The organism is Microbacterium sp. KU4F (genome assembly GCF_056868075.1).
Genome location: NZ_CP200324.1, coordinates 2,165,167 through 2,184,035, shown reverse-complemented (window position 1 = coordinate 2,184,035; position 18,869 = coordinate 2,165,167). Strand labels below are relative to the sequence as shown.

The 18,869-nt window shown below is 69.9% G+C and carries 21 protein-coding genes and 1 pseudogene; 12 read left to right on the top strand and 10 right to left on the bottom strand.

The genetic code is table 11. From position 1 onward, the window contains the following. Nucleotides 1-109: 109 nt before the first annotated feature. On the top strand, nt 110-922 hold the full coding sequence (locus AC1VNH_RS11160) for a shikimate 5-dehydrogenase (RefSeq protein WP_483111438.1): 813 nt from the start codon (nt 110-112) through the stop codon (nt 920-922). A 7-nt stretch (nt 923-929) separates the two neighbouring features. On the opposite strand, the gene AC1VNH_RS11155 is transcribed toward AC1VNH_RS11160, so the two are convergent. Further along, the gene (locus AC1VNH_RS11155) at nt 930-1,289 is read right to left on the bottom strand and encodes an iron chaperone (RefSeq protein WP_483111436.1); all 360 of its coding nucleotides are present in this window, start codon (nt 1,287-1,289) and stop codon (nt 930-932) included. Nucleotides 1,290-1,389: 100 nt separating this feature from the next. Between AC1VNH_RS11155 and AC1VNH_RS11150 the strand changes: the two genes are divergently transcribed. The 6 genes and pseudogenes from AC1VNH_RS11150 to AC1VNH_RS11125 all read left to right on the top strand — a co-directional run bounded on the left by AC1VNH_RS11150 (nt 1,390) and on the right by AC1VNH_RS11125 (nt 4,809). Then, the gene (locus tag AC1VNH_RS11150) at nt 1,390-2,262 is read left to right on the top strand and encodes a DMT family transporter (protein ID WP_483111434.1); all 873 of its coding nucleotides are present in this window, start codon (nt 1,390-1,392) and stop codon (nt 2,260-2,262) included. A gap of 20 nt (nt 2,263-2,282) precedes the next feature. Next, entirely contained in the window at nt 2,283-2,705 is a 423-nt protein-coding gene (locus AC1VNH_RS11145) for a helix-turn-helix transcriptional regulator (protein ID WP_483111433.1), read from the top strand. Between the two features lie 29 nt (nt 2,706-2,734). Beyond that, the gene (locus tag AC1VNH_RS11140; protein WP_483111432.1) at nt 2,735-3,157 is read left to right on the top strand and encodes a VOC family protein; all 423 of its coding nucleotides are present in this window, start codon (nt 2,735-2,737) and stop codon (nt 3,155-3,157) included. Then, a complete protein-coding gene (locus AC1VNH_RS11135) occupies nt 3,154-3,582 on the top strand; it encodes a hypothetical protein (RefSeq protein WP_483111431.1) in 429 nt (142 codons plus the stop codon). The genes AC1VNH_RS11140 and AC1VNH_RS11135 overlap by 4 nt, the downstream gene beginning before the upstream one ends. Nucleotides 3,583-3,641: 59 nt before the next feature. Then, nucleotides 3,642-4,368, top strand: a pseudogene (locus tag AC1VNH_RS11130) (VIT1/CCC1 transporter family protein). 111 nt (nt 4,369-4,479) lie between these two features. Next, nucleotides 4,480-4,809: a hypothetical protein gene (locus tag AC1VNH_RS11125; RefSeq protein WP_483111430.1), complete on the top strand. Its 330-nt coding sequence runs from the start codon at nt 4,480-4,482 to the stop codon at nt 4,807-4,809. Nucleotides 4,810-4,933: 124 nt separating this feature from the next. Here the strand turns inward: AC1VNH_RS11125 and AC1VNH_RS11120 are convergent, their stop codons facing one another. The 5 genes from AC1VNH_RS11120 to AC1VNH_RS11100 all read right to left on the bottom strand — a co-directional run bounded on the left by AC1VNH_RS11120 (nt 4,934) and on the right by AC1VNH_RS11100 (nt 10,108). Next, nucleotides 4,934-6,223, bottom strand: a complete 1,290-nt coding sequence (locus AC1VNH_RS11120; RefSeq protein ID WP_483111429.1) for an acyltransferase family protein — start codon at nt 6,221-6,223, stop codon at nt 4,934-4,936. A gap of 97 nt (nt 6,224-6,320) precedes the next feature. Further along, a complete protein-coding gene (locus tag AC1VNH_RS11115) occupies nt 6,321-6,992 on the bottom strand; it encodes a response regulator (protein ID WP_483111428.1) in 672 nt (223 codons plus the stop codon). After that, nucleotides 6,989-8,188 carry a sensor histidine kinase gene (locus AC1VNH_RS11110; RefSeq protein WP_483111427.1) on the bottom strand — a complete coding sequence of 400 codons (1,200 nt, stop codon included), beginning with the start codon at nt 8,186-8,188 and terminating at the stop codon, nt 6,989-6,991. The genes AC1VNH_RS11115 and AC1VNH_RS11110 overlap by 4 nt, the downstream gene beginning before the upstream one ends. Beyond that, complete coding sequence (locus tag AC1VNH_RS11105) at nt 8,185-8,835, bottom strand: DedA family protein (RefSeq protein WP_483111425.1); 651 nt, start codon at nt 8,833-8,835, stop codon at nt 8,185-8,187. The genes AC1VNH_RS11110 and AC1VNH_RS11105 overlap by 4 nt, the downstream gene beginning before the upstream one ends. Before the next feature lie 214 nt (nt 8,836-9,049). Next, nucleotides 9,050-10,108 (bottom strand): beta/alpha barrel domain-containing protein, encoded by a 1,059-nt coding sequence (locus AC1VNH_RS11100; RefSeq protein WP_483111424.1) that lies wholly within the window; start codon nt 10,106-10,108, stop codon nt 9,050-9,052. A gap of 117 nt (nt 10,109-10,225) precedes the next feature. On the opposite strand from AC1VNH_RS11100, the gene AC1VNH_RS11095 reads away from it, so the two are divergent. Further along, nucleotides 10,226-10,438, top strand: coding sequence for a hypothetical protein (locus AC1VNH_RS11095; RefSeq protein WP_483111423.1), 213 nt, complete (start codon nt 10,226-10,228; stop codon nt 10,436-10,438). 7 nt (nt 10,439-10,445) lie between these two features. Here AC1VNH_RS11095 and AC1VNH_RS11090 read toward each other — a convergent pair whose 3' ends face one another. From AC1VNH_RS11090 to AC1VNH_RS11080, 3 genes are all read right to left on the bottom strand, one after another. After that, entirely contained in the window at nt 10,446-10,808 is a 363-nt protein-coding gene (locus AC1VNH_RS11090) for a nuclear transport factor 2 family protein (RefSeq protein ID WP_483111421.1), read from the bottom strand. A 9-nt stretch (nt 10,809-10,817) separates the two neighbouring features. Next, nucleotides 10,818-11,729 (bottom strand): alpha/beta hydrolase, encoded by a 912-nt coding sequence (locus AC1VNH_RS11085; RefSeq protein ID WP_483111420.1) that lies wholly within the window; start codon nt 11,727-11,729, stop codon nt 10,818-10,820. Between the two features lie 153 nt (nt 11,730-11,882). Continuing rightward, nucleotides 11,883-12,344: a VOC family protein gene (locus tag AC1VNH_RS11080; protein ID WP_483111418.1), complete on the bottom strand. Its 462-nt coding sequence runs from the start codon at nt 12,342-12,344 to the stop codon at nt 11,883-11,885. Between the two features lie 99 nt (nt 12,345-12,443). Between AC1VNH_RS11080 and AC1VNH_RS11075 the strand changes: the two genes are divergently transcribed. Next, a complete protein-coding gene (locus AC1VNH_RS11075; protein ID WP_483111417.1) occupies nt 12,444-13,388 on the top strand; it encodes a helix-turn-helix transcriptional regulator in 945 nt (314 codons plus the stop codon). Between the two features lie 30 nt (nt 13,389-13,418). On the opposite strand, the gene AC1VNH_RS11070 is transcribed toward AC1VNH_RS11075, so the two are convergent. Beyond that, nucleotides 13,419-14,051 (bottom strand): GyrI-like domain-containing protein, encoded by a 633-nt coding sequence (locus AC1VNH_RS11070; protein ID WP_483111416.1) that lies wholly within the window; start codon nt 14,049-14,051, stop codon nt 13,419-13,421. 224 nt (nt 14,052-14,275) lie between these two features. Between AC1VNH_RS11070 and AC1VNH_RS11065 the strand changes: the two genes are divergently transcribed. The 3 genes from AC1VNH_RS11065 (at nt 14,276) to AC1VNH_RS11055 (ending at nt 18,765) form a co-directional block, all read left to right on the top strand. Beyond that, nucleotides 14,276-14,968: a hypothetical protein gene (locus AC1VNH_RS11065; RefSeq protein WP_483111415.1), complete on the top strand. Its 693-nt coding sequence runs from the start codon at nt 14,276-14,278 to the stop codon at nt 14,966-14,968. A gap of 19 nt (nt 14,969-14,987) precedes the next feature. Continuing rightward, nucleotides 14,988-15,689, top strand: coding sequence for a hypothetical protein (locus AC1VNH_RS11060; RefSeq protein WP_483111414.1), 702 nt, complete (start codon nt 14,988-14,990; stop codon nt 15,687-15,689). 568 nt (nt 15,690-16,257) lie between these two features. Beyond that, entirely contained in the window at nt 16,258-18,765 is a 2,508-nt protein-coding gene (locus tag AC1VNH_RS11055) for a phosphatase PAP2 family protein (protein ID WP_483111412.1), read from the top strand. The last annotated feature ends 104 nt before the right edge of the window (nt 18,766-18,869 follow it).

Here is an 18,869-nt window from a genome sequence, read left to right as displayed (position 1 = left end):
GACTCGTGGGGTGGGTACGGCGGCGGAACGGATACCACCAGTCTAGGTCGTGCTGATGAGGAGCCCGCCGTGAACGGGCGACGACGGCCGCCACGCGCCACAATGAGGTGTGCCGATTCTCAACAAGGACATGACCCTGTGCATCTCGCTGGCCGGGCGCCCCTCGAACATCGGGACGCGCTTCCACAACTACCTCTACGACGAACTGGGCCTCAACTTCGTCTACAAGGCGTTCACCACCGACGACATCGCCGGGGCGATCACCGGAGTGCGCGCCCTGGGAATCCGCGGGTGCTCCGTGTCGATGCCCTTCAAAGAGGCCGTCATCCCCCTGCTGGACGAGATCGAGCCCTCCGCCGCTGCGATCGACTCGGTGAACACGATCGTGAACGACGGTGGCCGGCTGTCCGGGTCGAACACCGACTACGAAGCCGTCGCGCAGCTGCTCGCCGAGCACGCCGTCGACCCCGCCGCATCCGTGCTCGTGCGGGGGTCGGGCGGGATGGCGAAGGCGGTCGTGGCAGCGTTCCACGGCGCGGGCTTCCGCGACCTCACCGTCGTCGCCCGCAATGCCGAGGCGGGCGAGGCTCTCGCGGAGCGTTACGGTTTCCGCGCGGTCACGGAGGATCCGGCGCCCGGGCACGCGGTCATCGTGAATGTGACCCCGCTCGGCATGAACGGGGCGGATGCGGACGCGCTCGCCTTCAGCGCGGCGCACATCGAGGCGTCGCAGCGTGTGTTCGACGTGGTCGCCTTCCCGTCCGAGACCCCGCTCATCCGCGCCGCGCGCGAACGCGGCGTCGCGGTCATCACCGGCGCCGAGGTCATCGCGCTCCAAGCGGCTCGACAGTTCGAGCGCTACACGGGCGTCACACCCACGCCGGAGCAGGTCGCGCGGGCGTCGGAGTTCTCCCGGGCCTGAGTTCGACTCACGCCTCTCGGCGCATCGAAACGATCGCTGCGGCGATGCGCGAGATGAGCTCGATCGGCAGCTGCCGCGCGTGCGGGAGGACGAGCGAGTCCTTGCCGGAGCGCAGCGGGGCGACCTCGCTCTCGAGCGCTTCCGCGAGCGGCGGCACGGGATACAGGCCGATGTGCGCCTTCCATCCGGCGTAGTGCAGGGCGTACCGCCCACCGAGCATGACCGCGGCGATGCCGTAGCGCATCCGTTCCTCGGCGTCCGGTCCCACCGCATCCAGGAGCGCGACGCGGATCAGCCGCATCCGCGCCGCGACTTCCGGCGGGAAGCCGTCGATGTAGGCCGCGATGTCGGAGGCGCCGTCGTCCATACCGCCATGCTGGCAGCCGCGGCGCCCGCGGGGAACCAGGCGGCCACGCGTTGCGGATTGGACCCCGAGGCGACGAGCCGCGCGCGGGCAGACTCGGGGAATGACGCGATCCGCCGCATCCGGACTGCTCTGGGGAGCGCTCGGCGTGCTGGCGTTCTCGTTTACGGTGATCTTCACCCGCATCGCCGTCACCTCGCTGTCTCCGCTGTTCGTCGGGGCGGGACGTGCGGTCGTGGCCGCCGCCCTCGCGGCCGTCGCGCTGGCCGCGACCCGGTCGCACCTCCCACGCGGCGGACAGTGGATGCGGCTCGTCGTCGTCGCCGGCGGCGTCGTCGCGGGCTTCCCGCTGCTCACGTCGTACGCGCTCACGGTGGCACCGGCCAGCCACGGCGCCGTCGTGATCGCGCTCCTGCCCGCCGCGACCGCGGTAGCCGCGGTGCTGCGGGCCGGCGAGCGCCCCGGCCGGACGTACTGGCTTCTCACCGCAGCCGGCGCCGTCGCCGCGACGGTGTTCGCGGTCATCGGCGGCGGATGGGGCGGCTTCCACTGGTCGGACCTGCTGCTGCTCGGAGCGGTCGTGTCGGCGGCGATCGGGTACGCGGAAGGGGCGCTGCTGGCGCGCGAGCTCGGCTCGTGGCAGACGATCTCGTGGGCCCTCGTGGTGGCGGCTCCGGTGATGGCGGTGCTGACGGCGGTGTCGGCCGTCGCGGATCCGCCGACGGCGACGCCGGGCCAGTGGGCGGCATTCGGCTATCTCGCGGTGGTGAGCATGTTCCTCGGCTTCTTCGCCTGGTACCGCGGGCTCGCGATCGGGCCCATCACGCGGGTCAGCCAGCTGCAACTGGTTCAGCCGGTGCTCTCGATCGTGTGGGCGTCGTTGATCCTGGGCGAACCGTTGACCTGGGCGACCGTGCTCGGCGGAGCCGCGGTCATTCTGTGCGCCGCCGGCGCCGTGCGTAGCCGCGCCCGCTGAGTGGCTGGCATGATCGCCTCGTGGCGACGCGCGTCGAGGGTCCGGATCTGGCGACGATCGCGCAGCTGCGGCGAGCGCGCGACCGCATGGATCGCGACTACGCGAAGCCGCTCGACGTCGAGGCGCTGGCGCGCAGCATCCCGATGTCGGCCGGTCACTTCAGCAGACAGTTCCGTCGCGTGTTCGGCGAGTCGCCGTACCAGTACCTGATGACCCGACGCATCGAGAGATCGATGACGTTGCTGCGCCGCGGCGATCTGAGCGTGACCGAGATCTGCTTCGCGGTCGGCTTCTCCTCGCTCGGCACCTTCAGCACGCGGTTCACCGAGCTGGTCGGCGTGCCTCCCAGCGTCTACCGCACGCAGGACCCGCCGTTTCGCGAGGGGATGCTCCCCTGCATCGCCAAGCACCTCACGCGTCCGGTCAGGAATCGAGAAGCGTGACGGATGCCCGGCGCCCTAGCGTGAGCGGCATGGACATCACGATTCACTCCAGCTTCCTGCCGCACACCGATGCGGATGCGTCGCTGGCCTTCTACCGCGACGTGCTCGAGTTCGAGGTGCGACTCGATGTCGGCTTCGAGCAGATGCGCTGGATCACCGTCGGACCCGTCGGTCAGCCCTCGACCGCCATCGTGCTGCACCCGGCGAGCGTGGGGCGCGATCTGACCGACGAGGAGCAGGAGTTCCTGCTCGCGCTGATCGCCAAGGGCAGCTACTTCGGCGTCAACCTCGCCACCGACGATCTCGACGCCGTCTTCGCGCGCGTCGAGGCCTCCGGGGCAGATATCGTGCAGGAACCCATCGAGCAGGACTACGGACTGCGGGATGCGGCGTTCCGCGATCCCGCGGGCAACCTCATCCGCATCCAGCAGAACAAGGAGCAGCAGGCATGAGCACAGGATTCTCCGCGCAGGAGCGCGAGGCCATGAAGCAGCGGGCCGCCGAGCTCAAGGAGATGAAGGGCGTCAAGGGCGCCGCGAAGCGGGCCAAGGAGTACGACGCCTGCCTCGAGGCCATCGATGCGCTGACGGGCAGCGACCGTCAGATCGCCGAGCGACTGCACGTGATCGTCACCGAGGAGGCACCGGAGCTCGCTCCGAAGACCTGGTACGGGTTCCCCTCCTACGCGAAGGACGACAAGGTCCTGGTGTTCTACCAGCCCGCCTCGAGGTTCGAGACCCGCTACGGCTCGATCGGCTTCAACGAGACGGCGGCGCTCGACGACGGCGAGATGTGGCCGACATCCTTCGCCGTGCTGGAGATGACCCCGGCGGCGGAGAAGACGTTCCGCGAGCTCGTGCGTCGCGCCGCGGCCTGAGGCACAAGCGCCGCCTAACCTTCGTGGTGCCGGCTTCGCTCGGGGCATAGCCTGACGGCGTGAGCGCATCCGCCGCGTACGGGGTACATCCCGACGAACCGCACCGTCAGGGTCTGTCGCAGCGCCTGAACTGGCTGCGGGCGGGTGTGTTGGGAGCCAACGACGGGATCGTCTCGACCGCCGCCGTCGTGGTCGGCGTCGCAGGCGCGACCTCGGAGGTCGCCCCCGTGTTCCTCGCCGGCGCCGCGGCCCTCGTCGGAGGCGCCATCTCGATGGCACTCGGGGAGTACGTGTCGGTGTCGAGCCAGCGCGACTCCGAGCGCGCACTCATCGCGAAGGAGACGCGGGAAGCTGCGAGAGCAGCCCGAGGAGGAGTTCGACGAGCTCGTCGGGCTGTATCGCGCGCAGGGTCTCAGCGAGGAGACGGCGACCCGTGTCGCCACCGAGCTCACGGCGAAGGATGCACTGAAGGCGCACCTGTCGGCCGAGCTCAACATCGATGCCGACGACGTGGTGAGCCCGTGGCACGCAGCCCTCGCATCCGCCATCGCGTTCTTGGTCGGTGCGCTGCTGCCGATGGCCACGATCCTGCTCGCGCCGCATCCGCTGCGCATCGCCCTCACCTTCATCGCGGTGCTCATCGCCCTCGCCGTGACCGGCTACGTCGCGGCGTGGATCGGCGGGGCGAACCGCCCCCGAGCGATCGCGCGGACCGTGATCGGCGGCGCGCTCGCGCTCGCGGCGACCTACGCGGTCGGCAGCCTGTTCGGCACCACGATCGGCTGACGTCCCCGGCCCACCACCCCGGCTCGCCTGTCACAGATCGACGCGACGCCGTCGATCTGTGACAGGCGAAGTGGGTCCGGTACTGTCGGGGCAGTCGACCGAGGGGGAGAAGTGACCGCATCCGAGCAGCCGATCCGCCGCCGCAGACCGAAGCTGGATGCGTGGGGCACGACCGGCGTCGCGATGGCGGCGATCGCCATCCTGCCGACCGTCGGCATCTTCCTCATCGGCTTCATCCCCGACATGAACCCGATCTGGTGGCTGGGGATCCTGCTCATCCCGATGCTGGCCGTCATCGGCGCCCTCGTGCTGCTCCTGGGTGCCGTCGGGGCCGTCGTCGGCGCCCGCCGCGGTACCTCTTACGGGCTGTCGATCGCCTCGATCGTGCTCGGCGTCGTCATGATCGCCCCCATCGCTTGGCTCTGGTTCAGCGGCGCCTGACGGGGCTCCCCCGCATCCGCCGGTCACCGCCGGTCTCCCGCCGGTCGGAGATTCGCGCGCATGTCGGAGGATTCCCGCCGGATCCTCCGACCGGAGCGCGTTTCTCCGACGCCCGACGCGCGCCTCAGCCCGCAGTCAGCGCCGACCCCTGCGCGCCGCCGCGGATGCGGGCGAGAGCGCAGAGCCCGAGGGCGATCGCCGCGATCGCGGTCAGCACACTCGTTCCCGCCGCCAGCAGCAGGACGATGGCCGCGAGTCCGAGCAGCACGGCGTGAGAGATGCGGGCGACGGATGCGGTGGGCCGCGGCATCCGGCGCCGTTCCAGGCCCGCGAGCGCCCACGCCACCGCTGCGGTCAGCGACAGCGCGACGACGAACCACGGCAGACGGGTGAGCCACCAGGCGGGGCTCGAGGGCTCGGGCAGCGCGAGCCCGGTGGTGAGGGCGACGAGCGCCGACACCCCCGCCATGGCGAGCAGCACCGGCATGTGCCAGAGGTAGATGGTCATGGTGCGGGCCGTCACGAACCCGGTGAACGCCGCCACGGCCGGGCGCCGACTCGCTGCCGCGAGCGGCGCCCGCAGGAGCGAGAGCAGCGCGGTCTGTGCGATCCCCACCAGCAGCAGTGCCGTCGTGGGCGGGTTGAGGTTCTCGTAGAGATCCGCCGAGAACACGCCGCCGATCATGCTCGCCGCCAGCACGGCGACCGCGGCGACGCCGATGACGATGCGGGTGCGCCGGCGCAGCGCGTCGATCGTGCCGTCGGCCATGACGAAGCCGAGCTGCTGCAGCGCCAGCCACACGAACGCGAGGTTGAGCATGCCGATGGCGTCGATGCCGGTGGCAGCGCGCAGCGCGTCGACGGCGCCGGCGGCAGCCACCAGCAGGAGGATCGTCCGCAGCGGCGCGCGTTCGTGGGCGGCGAGCAGCGCGGGAAGCAGCGCCTGGCAGAGCAGGAAGACGGCGAGGAACCACAGCGGCTGCGCGTATCGGAAGCCGGCGATGCGCACGAGCTCGCCGTCGACGCCGGCGGCAAGCAGCGCGGCGAGCGCGACGGCGACGACCGCGAAGGTGAGAAGCGCGGGCACGAGCAGGCGGTGCACGCGTGCCGCGACGAACGCGCCCGCGGTTCCGCCGGTGCCGCGCATCCGCCGGTAGGCGAGCGCACCCGCGTAGCCCCCGATGACGAAGAACAGAGGCATGATCTGCGCGACCCATGTCAAGGGCGCGAACCAGGCGGTTCCCTCGGCGGCGTTCGCGAAGACGGGTCCTGCGGGAGTGACGGTCACGCCGACCATGACGGCGTGGAGGAGGACGACGATGACGACGCAGATCGCGCGTGCGAGATCGATCCCGGTGTCGCGGCCCGCGGCGGGTGCGATCGGCGTCCGCGGTGCGGTGAGCGTGATGACCATGCGTCCTCCTCGAGTGGGTCTCGAGAAGGCTATGGACGCCCCGGCGGGTGGGGCATCACACCCAGGGGTCGTCGTACCCCCTACCGCGGGGTGAGATTCAGGATGCGGGCTCGGCGAGGCCCGCGTCGTAGGCGAAGATCACGGCTTGCACCCGATCGCGTGCACCGATCTTGCCGAGCAGCTTGCCGACGTGCGTCTTCACGGTCTGCTCCGCGATGAACAGCTCGCTCGCGATCTCGGTGTTCGACATGCCCTTCGCGAGCAGCACCAGCACCTCGCGCTCTCGGTCGGTGAGCTCCGCCAGCTGCGCCCCGCCCCGTGGCGCGCGCGGTTTCTGGGTGGCGAACTGGGAGATCAGCCGGCGCGTGACGCGGGGCGAGAGCAACGCGTCTCCGGCGGCGACGACCCGGACGGCCTGCACGAGCTCCTCGGGCAGTGCGTCCTTGAGCAGGAAGCCGCTCGCTCCCGCCTGGAGGGCGTCGTAGACGTAGTCGTCGATGTCGAAGGTCGTCAGCATCAGAATGCGCGGCACGTGGGCTGCGGGATACGCGGGCCCGAGGATGCGGCGGGTCGCCGCGATCCCGTCGAGCTGCGGCATCCGCACATCCATGAGGATCACGTCGGGGTCGAGGCGCGCCGCGAGCGCGACCGCCTCTTGACCGTCGGCCGCCTGACCGACGACGCTGATGCCGTCCTGGGCATCCAGGAGCGCGGCGAATCCCGCGCGCACCATCGCCTGGTCGTCGGCGATCAGCACGGTGATGCTCATGGGGTCTCCTCGCCGGCGGTCGGCAGAGCCGCCGCCACGGTCCATCCTCCCGCGGGATCGGCGCCGACGGTGACCGTTCCGCCCAGCAGTGCGACGCGTTCGCGGATGCCGCGGAGCCCGTGACCTGCTCCGGAGGCGTCGACCGGCTGCTCGGGGGACGTGCTGTTGTGCACGCGGATCGTGACCTGCCCGTCGCGCGCCTCGACCCTGACCTCGATACTCGCCCCCGGGGCGTGGCGCACGGCGTTGCTCAGCGCCTCCTGCACGATGCGGTACACGGCGATCTGCACGCCCGCGGGCGGCGGGGTCGTCATGACGGCGAGCGACAAGCCCACCTGCACGCCCGCGCGACGGACGCTGTCGACGAGCCCGGGGATGTCCGCCATCCCCTGCTGGGGCATGAGCTCGGGAGTCTGCTCCTCGGTGCGGAGCACGCCCAGGAGCCGGCGCATCTCTCCCAGCGATGCACGGGCCGAGGCGGCGATGTCGTCGAACTCCTGCACCGTCTCGTCGGACAGATCGATGAGGCGGTATCGGGCCGTGGAGGCCTGCACCTGGATCACCGACATGCTGTGGGCGAGCACGTCGTGCAGCTCGCGGGCGATGCGCGTGCGCTCTTCGACGAGCATGCGCCGGGACTGTTCGGATGCGGTCAGCTCACGCTCGCGGGTCAGCTGCTCGTTCAACCGGATGCGGCCCGCCAGGAGCACCCCGATCAGCAGCACCGCGGTGGAGATCGACGCGGTCACGATGAGGTTGGCGGTGGCGGCGGGCGCCGCATCCGTGATCACCAGCGGCGCGACGAGCGAACCGAGGTTGCCGATGGCCCACGGCCACCGCCCGAGACGCCAGCCGTGCAGGGTCGTGATCACCAGGACCAACACGAGGAAGGCGATCATCGCGGGCACCGACCACGGCCAGGGCCACGCGCCGTCGTGCGGCACTCTCACTACCAGCGGGAGCATGAACGCGCTCACGCCGAAGACCACGATGGCGGTGCGTGGGCGGGTGATCGAGATCCACGGCGCCGCGCACACTCCCGCACCCAGGAGCATCGCGAGCGGCAACGGAGTGCCGTAGAAGACGGCGTGCAGCGGCACCAGCGTGCTGAAGAGGGCGACGCCCGTGACGGCAAGCGCGACGAGCCCGAGGATCTGCGAGCGCGAGCGTGGGCCGGAGCGCGAGATCTCGGTCATGCTCTCAGTGTGGCCGACACGGGCCCCGGCTCGATCGTCTCGGGGATCTCGCGCGCGCGGCGACGAAGTGCGGCGACGCGGTCGATGACGATCCCCACCCCGAGGGCGAGCGCGACGCCGATCACGGCGCTCAGCACCGGCTGATGTCCGAGCCATTGCCCCGCGAGGGTGCCGATGACGACGCTGTACAGCGCCCAGCTGATCCCGCCGACGATGCTCAGCGGAGCGAACCGGCGCCACGGGTACCCCAGCGCTCCGGCCGACATGTTCACCGCGACCCGGCCGACCGGGACGTAGCGTGCGCCGAGGATGAGCGGGGCGCCGCGCGTGGTGAGGGCCGCACGGGCCCGTTCGAAGGCCGCCGCGACGCGTCGCCGCCGCATCCAGCCGTAGCGGGTCGTGCCGACTCTGCGGCCGATCGCGTACGCGACGTTGTCGCCGATCGCGGCGCCGAGGGCGGCCACGAGGCACAGCGCGACGAGCGTGGGGACGTCGCCGGTGGCTGCGGCCACGGCCGCGGCAGCGACGAGCACGGTCTCGCTGGGCATCGGCGGGAAGAACCCGTCGATCACGGCCGCGGCGAACATGACCGGAAGCAGCCACGGCGAGGCGGCGGCCTGGAGGATGAGATCGGTGACGACGTCCACCCTTGGACGCTACGAACCGGGTCGCCGCCTCCGCATCCCCCGCAAGTATCGCCCGCGTGATACTTCCGAGGGGTTCCTGTGCCGGTTGTCGCCCCCCTCGGCTCCCGTCGGAGATTCGGCCCGATGTCGGAGGATTCCGGCCCGAACCTCCGACCGGAGGCCGATCCTCCGACGTCCGAGCGCGGCGCCCGGACCGGGCGCCGGCTGCCGCCGGTCAGCCCGCCGCGACGACCCGCGCGACCTCGCGCGCCAACTCCGGATGCCACATCGCACCCGTGGCGCTCATGACCGCATCCGCTCCCTCCGCGCGGTACGCCAGATAGTCGGCCGCGCTCGCCACGCCGCCGGTGCCCACGATCGCGAAGTCGGCGTCACGCAGCGTGCGGATGCGGGCGAGCCGGCGGGTCATCTCGAGCCCCGCCCACCAGATGGCGGCGCCGCACACGCCGGCGCTCTCGCGTCCGGCACCGAGCGCGGGCGCTCCGGATGCGGTCACGAGCCGGGCGGGAATCGTGTTGACCGCGGCGTAGCCCGCCACGAACTCCGCGGTCGCGTCGACGAAGCGTTCGAGGTCCGCATCCGCCTCGAAGTACGCGAGCTTGACGAGCAACGGGATGTCACCGATCTCGTCTTTCACGACCGCGAGGATGCGGCGCGCGCGCGGAGTGTCGAAGCAGAGCAGGGACGCGGCGCCCTCGTTCGGGCAGGACAGATTGAGCTCGAGCACCGGGGCGCCGGTCTCGACCACGAGCCGGGCGGCGCGGAGGTGATCGGCGACGAGCGCCAGCTCGCCGGCGGAACCGCGCGTGCCCTGGAAGCTGCCGACGAGCAGTTGACCGTCCCCCGCGGCGGCGACGGCCGCGGCCATGTCGGGCTGCCAGATGTCTGGATCCCGCGAGGGCACCCCGAACGAGTTGCTGATCGACAGGGGCTCGGTGAAGTCGCCGTCCGCGCGGACGGCACCGGCATCCGGGGAGAGGTCGCCGTCGACGTGCACGGCAAGCACGTTCGGATACGGGTTGCTCGGGTGCGCGCGCGTGCGCACCGTCTTGTAGACGGCGAGGTCGTAGCCGTGCGCGAAAGCCGCCGCCACGAAGCGGGCGTTCAGCAGGGGGCCGGCGGGGATGCCGAACGGGATGCCGACCGACCGGCCGACGAAAGTGCTCCCGAGGGATGGAGGCGCCGCATCCGCCACCGGATCGGCGAATGCGCCGAACGGCCCGCGCGCATAGTTCTGCTCGTAGGTCAGGGTCGGATCGTAGAAGGGGTGCACCGCCGACGAGCGTAGGCACCGGCGTCGGCGGAGCGATCCGGCGCGGGCCGTGAGAAGGGCGCGTTCTCCGTCGCGAGGGGGATCCGCAGGGCGGTGGAGCGCTCGTAGGCTCGCGACATGAGCGACCGGAAGCAGTCCTGGAACTCGACGTACCTGGCCGTGGCGATCCCGTTCCTCGCGATCGCGGTCACGTTCTGGCTCACGATGGACAACATCGCCCTCGCGCTGCCCTTCTTCGTGCTCGCGATGAGCTTCTTCGTCATCGGGATGACGCTGAAGGGCGGAGATTCCGAGGAGACCGACGGGGCCGACGACACCGAGAAGGAGTGATCGCGCGTCAGCTCTCCGGCACGATGGTGCCCTGGTGGAAGAGCATGCGCGGGCCTTGTGCGGTCAGCGTCCACAGGGACGAGTGTCGACTGACGGTCGTCGCCGCGCGCAGGCGATACGTCACGAGGACCGTGCCCGGTGCGACGTCGACGAACCGCCACTCGTCAGTGGACGGGGTACCCCGAACCGGTTCCGAGGCGAGCGCCTCAAGGATCTCCGCTCGCGTCCAGTGGCGTCCGGAGCGCCCGATCTCGGTGAAGTCGGGATGCAGCAGTCTCGCCGCCGCATCCCGATCACCGCGGATCTCGCTCGAGAGCAGGGCGGTCTCCGCGGCGCGGATCGCCGCGAAGCGTTCGTCCGAATCCGCCATGGCGAGAATCTAGCGCCCGCTCACGCCGACCGGGTCGTCGGCGAAGCGGGTGGCTAGCTCGTAGGCGTCGCGCCCTTCCTTCGTCCAGTAGGCGCCCGGGTAGACATGGAAGCCGTCGGGGGCGATGACCAGTCGCACGCGGCTGCCCGCCCGCTTCGCCTTCGCGGCGAAGAGCTGCGAGTCGGCGAGAAAGATGTCGCGCCCGCCTTGGAAGAGGAGAGTCGGCGGCAGATCGGCGAGAGAGTCGAAGAGAGGGCTGATCTGCGGGTCGTCGGTCGGCAGGCTCCCCGCCCACGCGATACCGGCCGCCCGCAGGCCCGCGCAGCGCAGCGACGGATCGCGGCGCTGAAGCCGCGCCGCCTCCGGATTGCGCATCGTCGGGTCGACCCACGGGGCGAGCAGGATGAGGCCGTCGATCGGCCTACGCTTCTCGTCGCGCACGCGCAGCGCCAGGGAGAGGGCGATGTTGCCGCCCGCGGAGTCCCCGGCGACGAACAGCTGCGTGGTGTCGGGGTCGTCGGCGACCTGCGCGTAGACCGCATCGACGAAGGCGCGCGCCTGTTCGTACGTGTGCTCGGGGGTGAGCGGGTAGTCGGCGATCGTGACGGCCGCGCGCGTGTGCGTCATGAGCCGGCGGATGATCCACCAGTGCGCCGTCGCGAGCGGGCTCACGAATCCCCCGCCGGGAAAGTAGATCAGCTCGCGGCCCGCGACATGATCGACGGGTCGCCACCGTCGGACGAGGCGGCCGTCGATCTCCTGTGCGGTCATCTCGCCCCAGCGCGCCGCGTCACGCGGGACGCGTGCGGGTGCGCGCGCTGGATCGAGGCTCTGCAGGTAGGCGCTGCCCGAGAGGTCCCGCCGCGTCTTGCCCGCCGTCAGCCAGAGCAGCCCGGAGGTGAGGGTCATCAGCAGCGTCACGTGCTCACCCTACGAGAGGGATCGTGTTCATCCCGGGCGCATCAGGCCGTCCTGCGGGACTCCACCGGCCGTCATCGCTTACCGCGGAACTCACCCGACGACCCCGGCTCTGGTCGTTGAGCGAGCTCCGCGAGACGAAACGCCGCCGCGCGATCAGCCGGCGTAGGGCGCCTGCACGTCGACGACCCAGGTCACGCCGAAGCGGTCGGTGAGCATGCCGAACCCGGGGCTCCACGCGGAGGCGGCCAGCGGCTCGATGATCTCGGCGCCGTCTGCCAAGCGCTCCCAGATCGTCGCCATCTCCTCGAGGGACTGGCCGCGCACGGACTGGAAGAAGGTGCGATCGGTCAGGGTCACGCCGTTCGCGCGGCTGGTCGTTCCGGCGTCCGCGGCGCCCGCATCCTGGCCCGGGATGTCATAGGCCATGACGTGGAACCCGTCGGCGCTCTCGAGCTGGCCGAAGACGATGCGGTCGGCGCCGGGCGCATCGCCGGGCATGCCCATCTCTGCGTAGGTGGCCACGATCAGCCGGCCGCCGAAGACGGACTGGTAGAACTCGAGCGCCTCGCGTGCGGCGCCGCGGAAGTTGAGGTGGGTGGTGGTCGTGATCGTCATGGTGTGTCCTCGGTCGATGGGATGCGGCGAGCGCCGCGAACTCCACGATCCGCGCCGTAGAGGACGCTTTCTGTCCTCTTCTCGAGCGAGAATAAAGACATGTCCGCGACGTCGTCCCGCATGCTCGCGCTGCTGTCTCTGTTGCAGGCCCGGCGCGACTGGCCTGGCGGGGTGCTCGCCGAACGCCTGGACGTCACCCCGCGCACGGTGCGGCGCGACATCGAGCGGCTGCGTGCGCTCGGATACGTGATCGACGCCACGAAGGGCCCGGACGGCGGTTACCGGCTCGCCGCGGGATCCGAGCTGCCGCCGCTGCTCTTCGACGACGAGCAGGCTGTCGCGATCGCCGTCGCGCTCCAGAGCGCTCCCGCGACGGGTGTGGATGTGGCCGAAGCGGCCGCGCGCGCCCTCGCCACCGTGCGGCAGGTCATGCCGTCCCGGCTGCGACACCGGATCGACGGCATCCGTTTCACCGACGCGGCGGGATCGGGTGCGGTGGACCCCGCCGTGCTGGAGGCCGTGAGCGCCGCGACCGAGCGACGGCGCATCCTGCGCTTCGACTACCGCGACGACCTCTCTCGCCGAGTCGAGCCGCACGCCGTCGTCGCCCGCGACGGCCGGTGGTATCTCGTCGCGTGGGATCTCGACGCCGACGACTGGCGCATCTTCCGCCTCGATCGGATGGTGCCCCGGATCCCGCTCGGGGCGGAGTTCGTCCGACGTCCGATCCCTCACGGGGACGCGGCGGCGTTCCTCTCTGCGCGAGCGAAGGGGTCCGACGATTCGGAGAGATGGCCCGTGTACGGCGAGGTCCTGGTGGAGCTGGCGCTTCGCGATGCCGCGCCGTGGCTCGCGGATGCGGAGGCCGTCGCGGTCTCGGACGGCACGTGCCGCATCCGAATCGGGTCCTGGTCGTGGGCCGGAGTGCTCGCGTGGGTCCTGCGTTTGGATGCGCCGTTCACCGTGCTCGGCCCGCCGGAGTTCACGGCTGCGGCGCGCTCTTTCGCCGCACGCGTGGCGGATGCCGCGACCGCCGGTCGTTGAACGAGGGTCACGAGTCGAAACGCCCGCGCGTCAGGACGGCGCGACCGGCTGGCGCAGGATCGTCCGCAGCTTCTCCGGCGCCGTGCGACGCGGATCCCCGAGGTAGATCTCGTGGTGCCGACCGTTCCACGTGAAACCGAGTTCCGGCATGAGCTCGTCGTGGAGGTGCGCCAGCACCGGCGCTTCGTCGTCGTAAGAACCGATGTGAAGTGTCTGGAGGCAGAGGCCTTCGGTCATCGTGAGGTTGGTCACGAGCGGCAGATCCGGCTTCTTCGCGGATGCGGCGGCGAGCCCCTCCGCGACATCCTCCGTGCTCACGGGGGCCGGCAGCGGGATCAGCATGGTCCAGTCCCAGTCGCTCTTCCTGCCCTGCACGAAGGTGGTGGGGTCAACGCTCGACCACAGTCCTTCGAGGGGTCCGACGACGAAGTCCGACTCGGTGCGTCTCTTTAGCGCACCACGGACCTGGTAGGCCGACACGTACAGCGCCTCGACCGCTGCCCGATAGGCAGGCTCCGTGTTGGGATCGCCGTGCCCGTCGATCGCGAGATATTGCATCTCCGGCACATCGACCTGGACGAACCGGCCCGTCGGAGGCCTGTACAGCGCCCCGAGATCCCGCTTGAGGTCGTACCGCATCCCCTGCTCCCTCGCCTCGGTCACGCGGTGGCGCTTCGTCTCGCGCCCTTCACTCAACGTACAGAAGCATCCAGACATCGAGTGCGCAGCAGGCACATGCCCTCGAGAATTGCGTGACCGTGCAATGACCCTGGGTATTTCCGGAGAGTTCCTTGGTCCCCCCGCAGCACCATGGCATCGTGGCTGCCGCGATCGCCTCCAATGCGAGCGCTATGCATACGCGATGAGAATATACGGAAAGTGTGATGATGCGAAAAAAGACGATAGCCGCAATCCTCGGGTCGACGGTGCTCGCGTGCACGGTCGGATTTTCAGGCACAGCGGTGGCCGCCGAATCGACGGTGGACGACGAGCAATTCGCGTGGTACGTCGACAATGGAGTGGAACCCGGCGTAGCGCAGGATTTGATCGAGAAGTTCAATTCCGGCGTTCTTCCCGACTCCATGACGGGAACAGAGCCGGTAAGCAGCACGACCAGCGATGAAGCCGGTTGGATTGTCACCCGGGACACATTCGCTGACGGGTCGATAAGCATTTCCAAGCTGGAGACCCCTCAGGCCGCGGAACCGTCGGGTGACGCCACGGCGAAGAGTGTCGGGTCATGTAGTTCTTCCGTCGGCGGGTCCGGGTTTGCGAATTACTACGACTGCGCCGTAACCGGTTCCAACGGCGTGTATCTGGATGTCGAGTTCCGCGCCGACTACACGAGAGTCTCGAATGGTGCAGGAATCATCAATGCGGTGCGTTCACCGTACGCTTACGCGATCGGCGGGCAAGCAACGACCCCGGTGTTGCGAATCGATCGCAGCAACGGCAACATGAGCGACCCCGCTCGCGCGACGGCGACATCCCAATACTCGTCGACCGCGACCTCTTTCACTACCGTTGTCACTCTCAAGGTGAACGGGCAGCAGGCATGGTCCGAGCAGAACTTCAACTGATAAAGAGCGGAGACCACAGATGATGAAGAAGAGAACGATCACTAAAGCTTGTTTGGCCGTCGCCACGGCGGGAGCCATGGTTTTCCTGGGTGCGACCTCAGCCAGTGCGACCAGCCCCACCACCGCCGACGCTGCAGCATTCGAGGAGTTCTACGACCGGTACGGCGTCGACGAAGCGACGCAGAACGAACTTCTCGAACAGCTCGCTGCCGGTGAGATCCTCGACTCGATGACGAGCGGCGCCGAGCCGGTCACGACGTATGAGAGAGATTCCGCCGAGCAGACAGAGTATGTCAGCGTGTTCGAGGACGGTTCAATCTCCGTGACCGGTTTCGAGAAGCCGGTCGAAGAGGTCAATGAGGGCGGAGTGGGAACACGGGCGGTTTCTGATTGCACGAGTTACAGCGGCGGCGGGTACGCGAGTTACGCGAATTGCCTCGTGAGTAACGGCAACGGAACTATGAGCCTTCAGTTCCGCGCTGACTATTCGCGTTGGGCAAGCGGGGCGAGCATCTCCAATGCCCGCGACGCGCAGGTCGTCGCTCACTATGGGACCGCGACCGCACCCACCCTCACCACGGTGCGGGCGAACGCGACACCGCAGCAGGAGGCAGTTGTCACCATGTACTCCCGCTTCACGTCTTGGAATGGCCTCTCCAGCGAAGATCTGTATCTGTCGTTGCGGGTCAACGCAACACAGGCCTGGACGACCACCTACTGATTGGGAATGGGCGCCTCCCGTGGCATGCATAGGCTTGCCACGGGAGGCTTCATATGAATGAGACAAGCGAAACCGCTCTTCATCGGCGGGGCCCCGTGGACGGTAGAGCGATTCTGGGGCTCGTCGCCGCCGTCGCGTCGATGGCTCTCATCGCCCTCCCTCTTCTCGCGGTAGCCGCTGCTGTTGTCGCCATCGCGCTGGCGATATCGTCGCGATCTCGGTTGCGCTCGCGGCCGGAATTGAGAGGGGCGAGAGTCGGAGTCGCGGCGATGCTTGTGTCGATCGTCACGCTCTGCCTCACCGCTATCCCTGCCTTGCTCAGTGTGATCATCGTCGCCACGGGCGCGAGATTCTGACGTTTCCCCAGTGGCGCGGAATCGTCCACAGCTTCTCTACGCCGTACGACGTGCTCGTCGACGGGATCACTCCCCTTCTCCGGTGTGACGCGCGGCACCCGCATCGACATCGGACCGCTTCCGTTCACCGGGAGTCCGCGTGTCGGTCACTGCGCCGGGGTGTGATCGCAGGGCGTGCGCCGTGCCCGCGAACCCCCTGGAGAAGACCCCTCATGCCCCGCATCCCCTCGCGGCGTCGCCGCGCAGCCGCCCTCACCGCTTCCACACTCGCCGGGCTGCTCGCCGTCGGCATCGCCGCGCCGGCGCACGCCGACCCGGTCGACCCGATCGCCGCGCACCCCGACGCGTGGGGCCGGTACTACGTCGACGCGTACACGACCAACACGAGCGACAACAAGACGCCGGAGACGAACGCGGCGATCGGGCTGCTGTCGCCGATGCTCGCCTACTGGACGCCCGCCGTCCCGCCGACGCCGGCGTTCGACGCGAACGGCAAGTTCCTGCCCGAGAGTGTCGGAACGATCCTGAACCACACCGTGCTGGACGCGAACATCGCCACGGTCGCCGAGATCACCCAGACGCGCACCGCCGCGCAGGCGCAGGCCGCCTACCTCTACGACCGGCGCAATCAGAACTACTCCGCCGTGCAGGGCCTCGGCCCGTGGGCCGATGCGTTCCGCGCCGGCACGAACGCCGGCACCAGCATCCCCGACCAGATCCCTGCGGACGCGACGAGCGTGAAGTATGACGACACGGGCAACGCGTCGGGGTCGTGGGCGGATCAGAACTCGACGTACGGAGCGATGGTCTCCCTCGTCGAGGTGTTCCGCGGCTCCTCGGCGTCGACGAACCCGTCGAAGGCGTACTACAACTATGCGCGGCCGTTCCGCTGGAGCTCCGACGTGCAGGTTCTGCCCACGCTCGTTCCCGCCAAGCAGCCCGACGCCAATGCGCTCAACGACGGCGGCTACCCCAGCGGTCACACCAACGCGGCCTACCTCGCGTCGCTCGCACTCGCCTATGCCGCGCCCGAGCGCTTCCAGGCCATGCTGACCAGCGCCTCCGAGATCGGCAACAGCCGCATCGTGGCGGGCATGCACTCGCCAGGAGACGTGATCGGAGGCCGCATCCTGTCGACCGCCGTTGCCGCCGCCGCGCTGAACGATCCGAAGAACGCGGAGCAGCTGAGCGCGGCGCGCACCGCCGCCGAGGCCCTGCTCGCCACACCGGGCGCGGGTGCGGATGCCTACGCGGACCACGACGCGAACGCGAAGCTCTACACCGAGCGGCTGACCTACGGGCTGCCCCGCACGGGTGACACGACCCTTCCCGTCACCGTGCCGAAGGGGGCGGAGGTGCTGCTAGCCTCCCGCCTGCAGTATCTCAGCGCCGACCAGCGCCGCTGGGTGCTGCAGACCACGGGGCTCGGTTCCGGCTACGCGTTCCTCGATGACGCAGAAGGATGGGGACGCCTCAACCTCTTCGCCGCCGCCGACGGCTACGGCGCGTTCACCACGGATGTGTCCGTCGACATGGATGCCGCGCAGGGCGGATTCAGCGCGGCCGACTCGTGGCGCAACGACATCACCGGTTCCGGCTCGCTGACCAAGTCCGGCACCGGTGCGCTCACGCTCACCGGCGACAACTCCTTCACCGGCGGGACGACGGTCAATGGCGGCACACTGGCGGCGGCGTCCGCCGACGCTCTCGGCACGGGCTCGGTCTCGGTCGCGGACGGCACCCTGGCCGACACGTCGTCCGCCCCGGTGCAGGTCGGCGGCGACCTGACCCTCTCGTCCGCGAGCACGCTCGACCTGACGGTCGACAGCCCGGCCCCGGCGCTCGTCGTGAACGGCACCGCGTCGGTCGCCGGTGCCGTGAAGATCTCGTTCGCGAACGGCGTCGTCCCCACCGATGACACCGTCGTCGCCACCTTCCACGGAGTCAGTGCGAGTACGACGTTCGGCAGCGTGCAGGTCGACGGGCTGCCCGCCGGCTACACCCCGGCGCTGCGGGTCGAGAACGGCGCGCTGCACCTCGTGAACACGACACCGGTGGGAGTCACGCTGACGGCCGGCACACCGGCGATCAGCGGAACGCCGGCCGCCGGACAGACGCTGACCGTGACGCCCGGCGACTGGGCACCGGCTCCGGTCGCGCTCTCCTACCAGTGGTTCCGCGGGAACATCCCGATCCCGGATGCAACGGCCACCACCTACACCGCGGGCTTCGCGGATGTCGGACAGACGCTCAGCGTTCAGGTCACCGGCTCGAAGGACGGCTACGCGCCGCAGACGCGGACGGCGACGGCATCCGGCGTGACGACCGCGGTCGTCTCTCTCGGCGACACGACCGTCACCGCCGGCGGCAGAGTCACGATCACGGGCGCGGGCTTCCAGCCCGGAGAGACGGTCACGATCGAGCTGCACTCGACGCCGGTGCAGCTCGGCACCGCGGTCGCCTCGGCGAACGGCACGATCGGGGCCACCGTCACCGTGCCGGCAAGCACCCACGCCGGGGCGCACACGATCGCCGTCACGGGTGCGGCGAGTGGGGTGACCGCGTCGACGCCGATCACCGTCACCGCGGCATCCCGCGCTGCCGCGCTGGCCACGACCGGCGGCGCGCCACTGCCCCTGGTCGTGCCGCTGCTCGCCGTCGGGCTCCTGATGATCGGCGCGGTCGCGCTCATCGTGCGGCGCCGGATCCGACGCGCCTGATCCATCTCCGACCCGCGGGTGGGGTCGCGTCGGCCGTATCGATCGGCGGCGCGGCCCCGCCCGCGTGTGGGCTCCACGGGGCGAGGCTGAGGGCACGCGCGTCA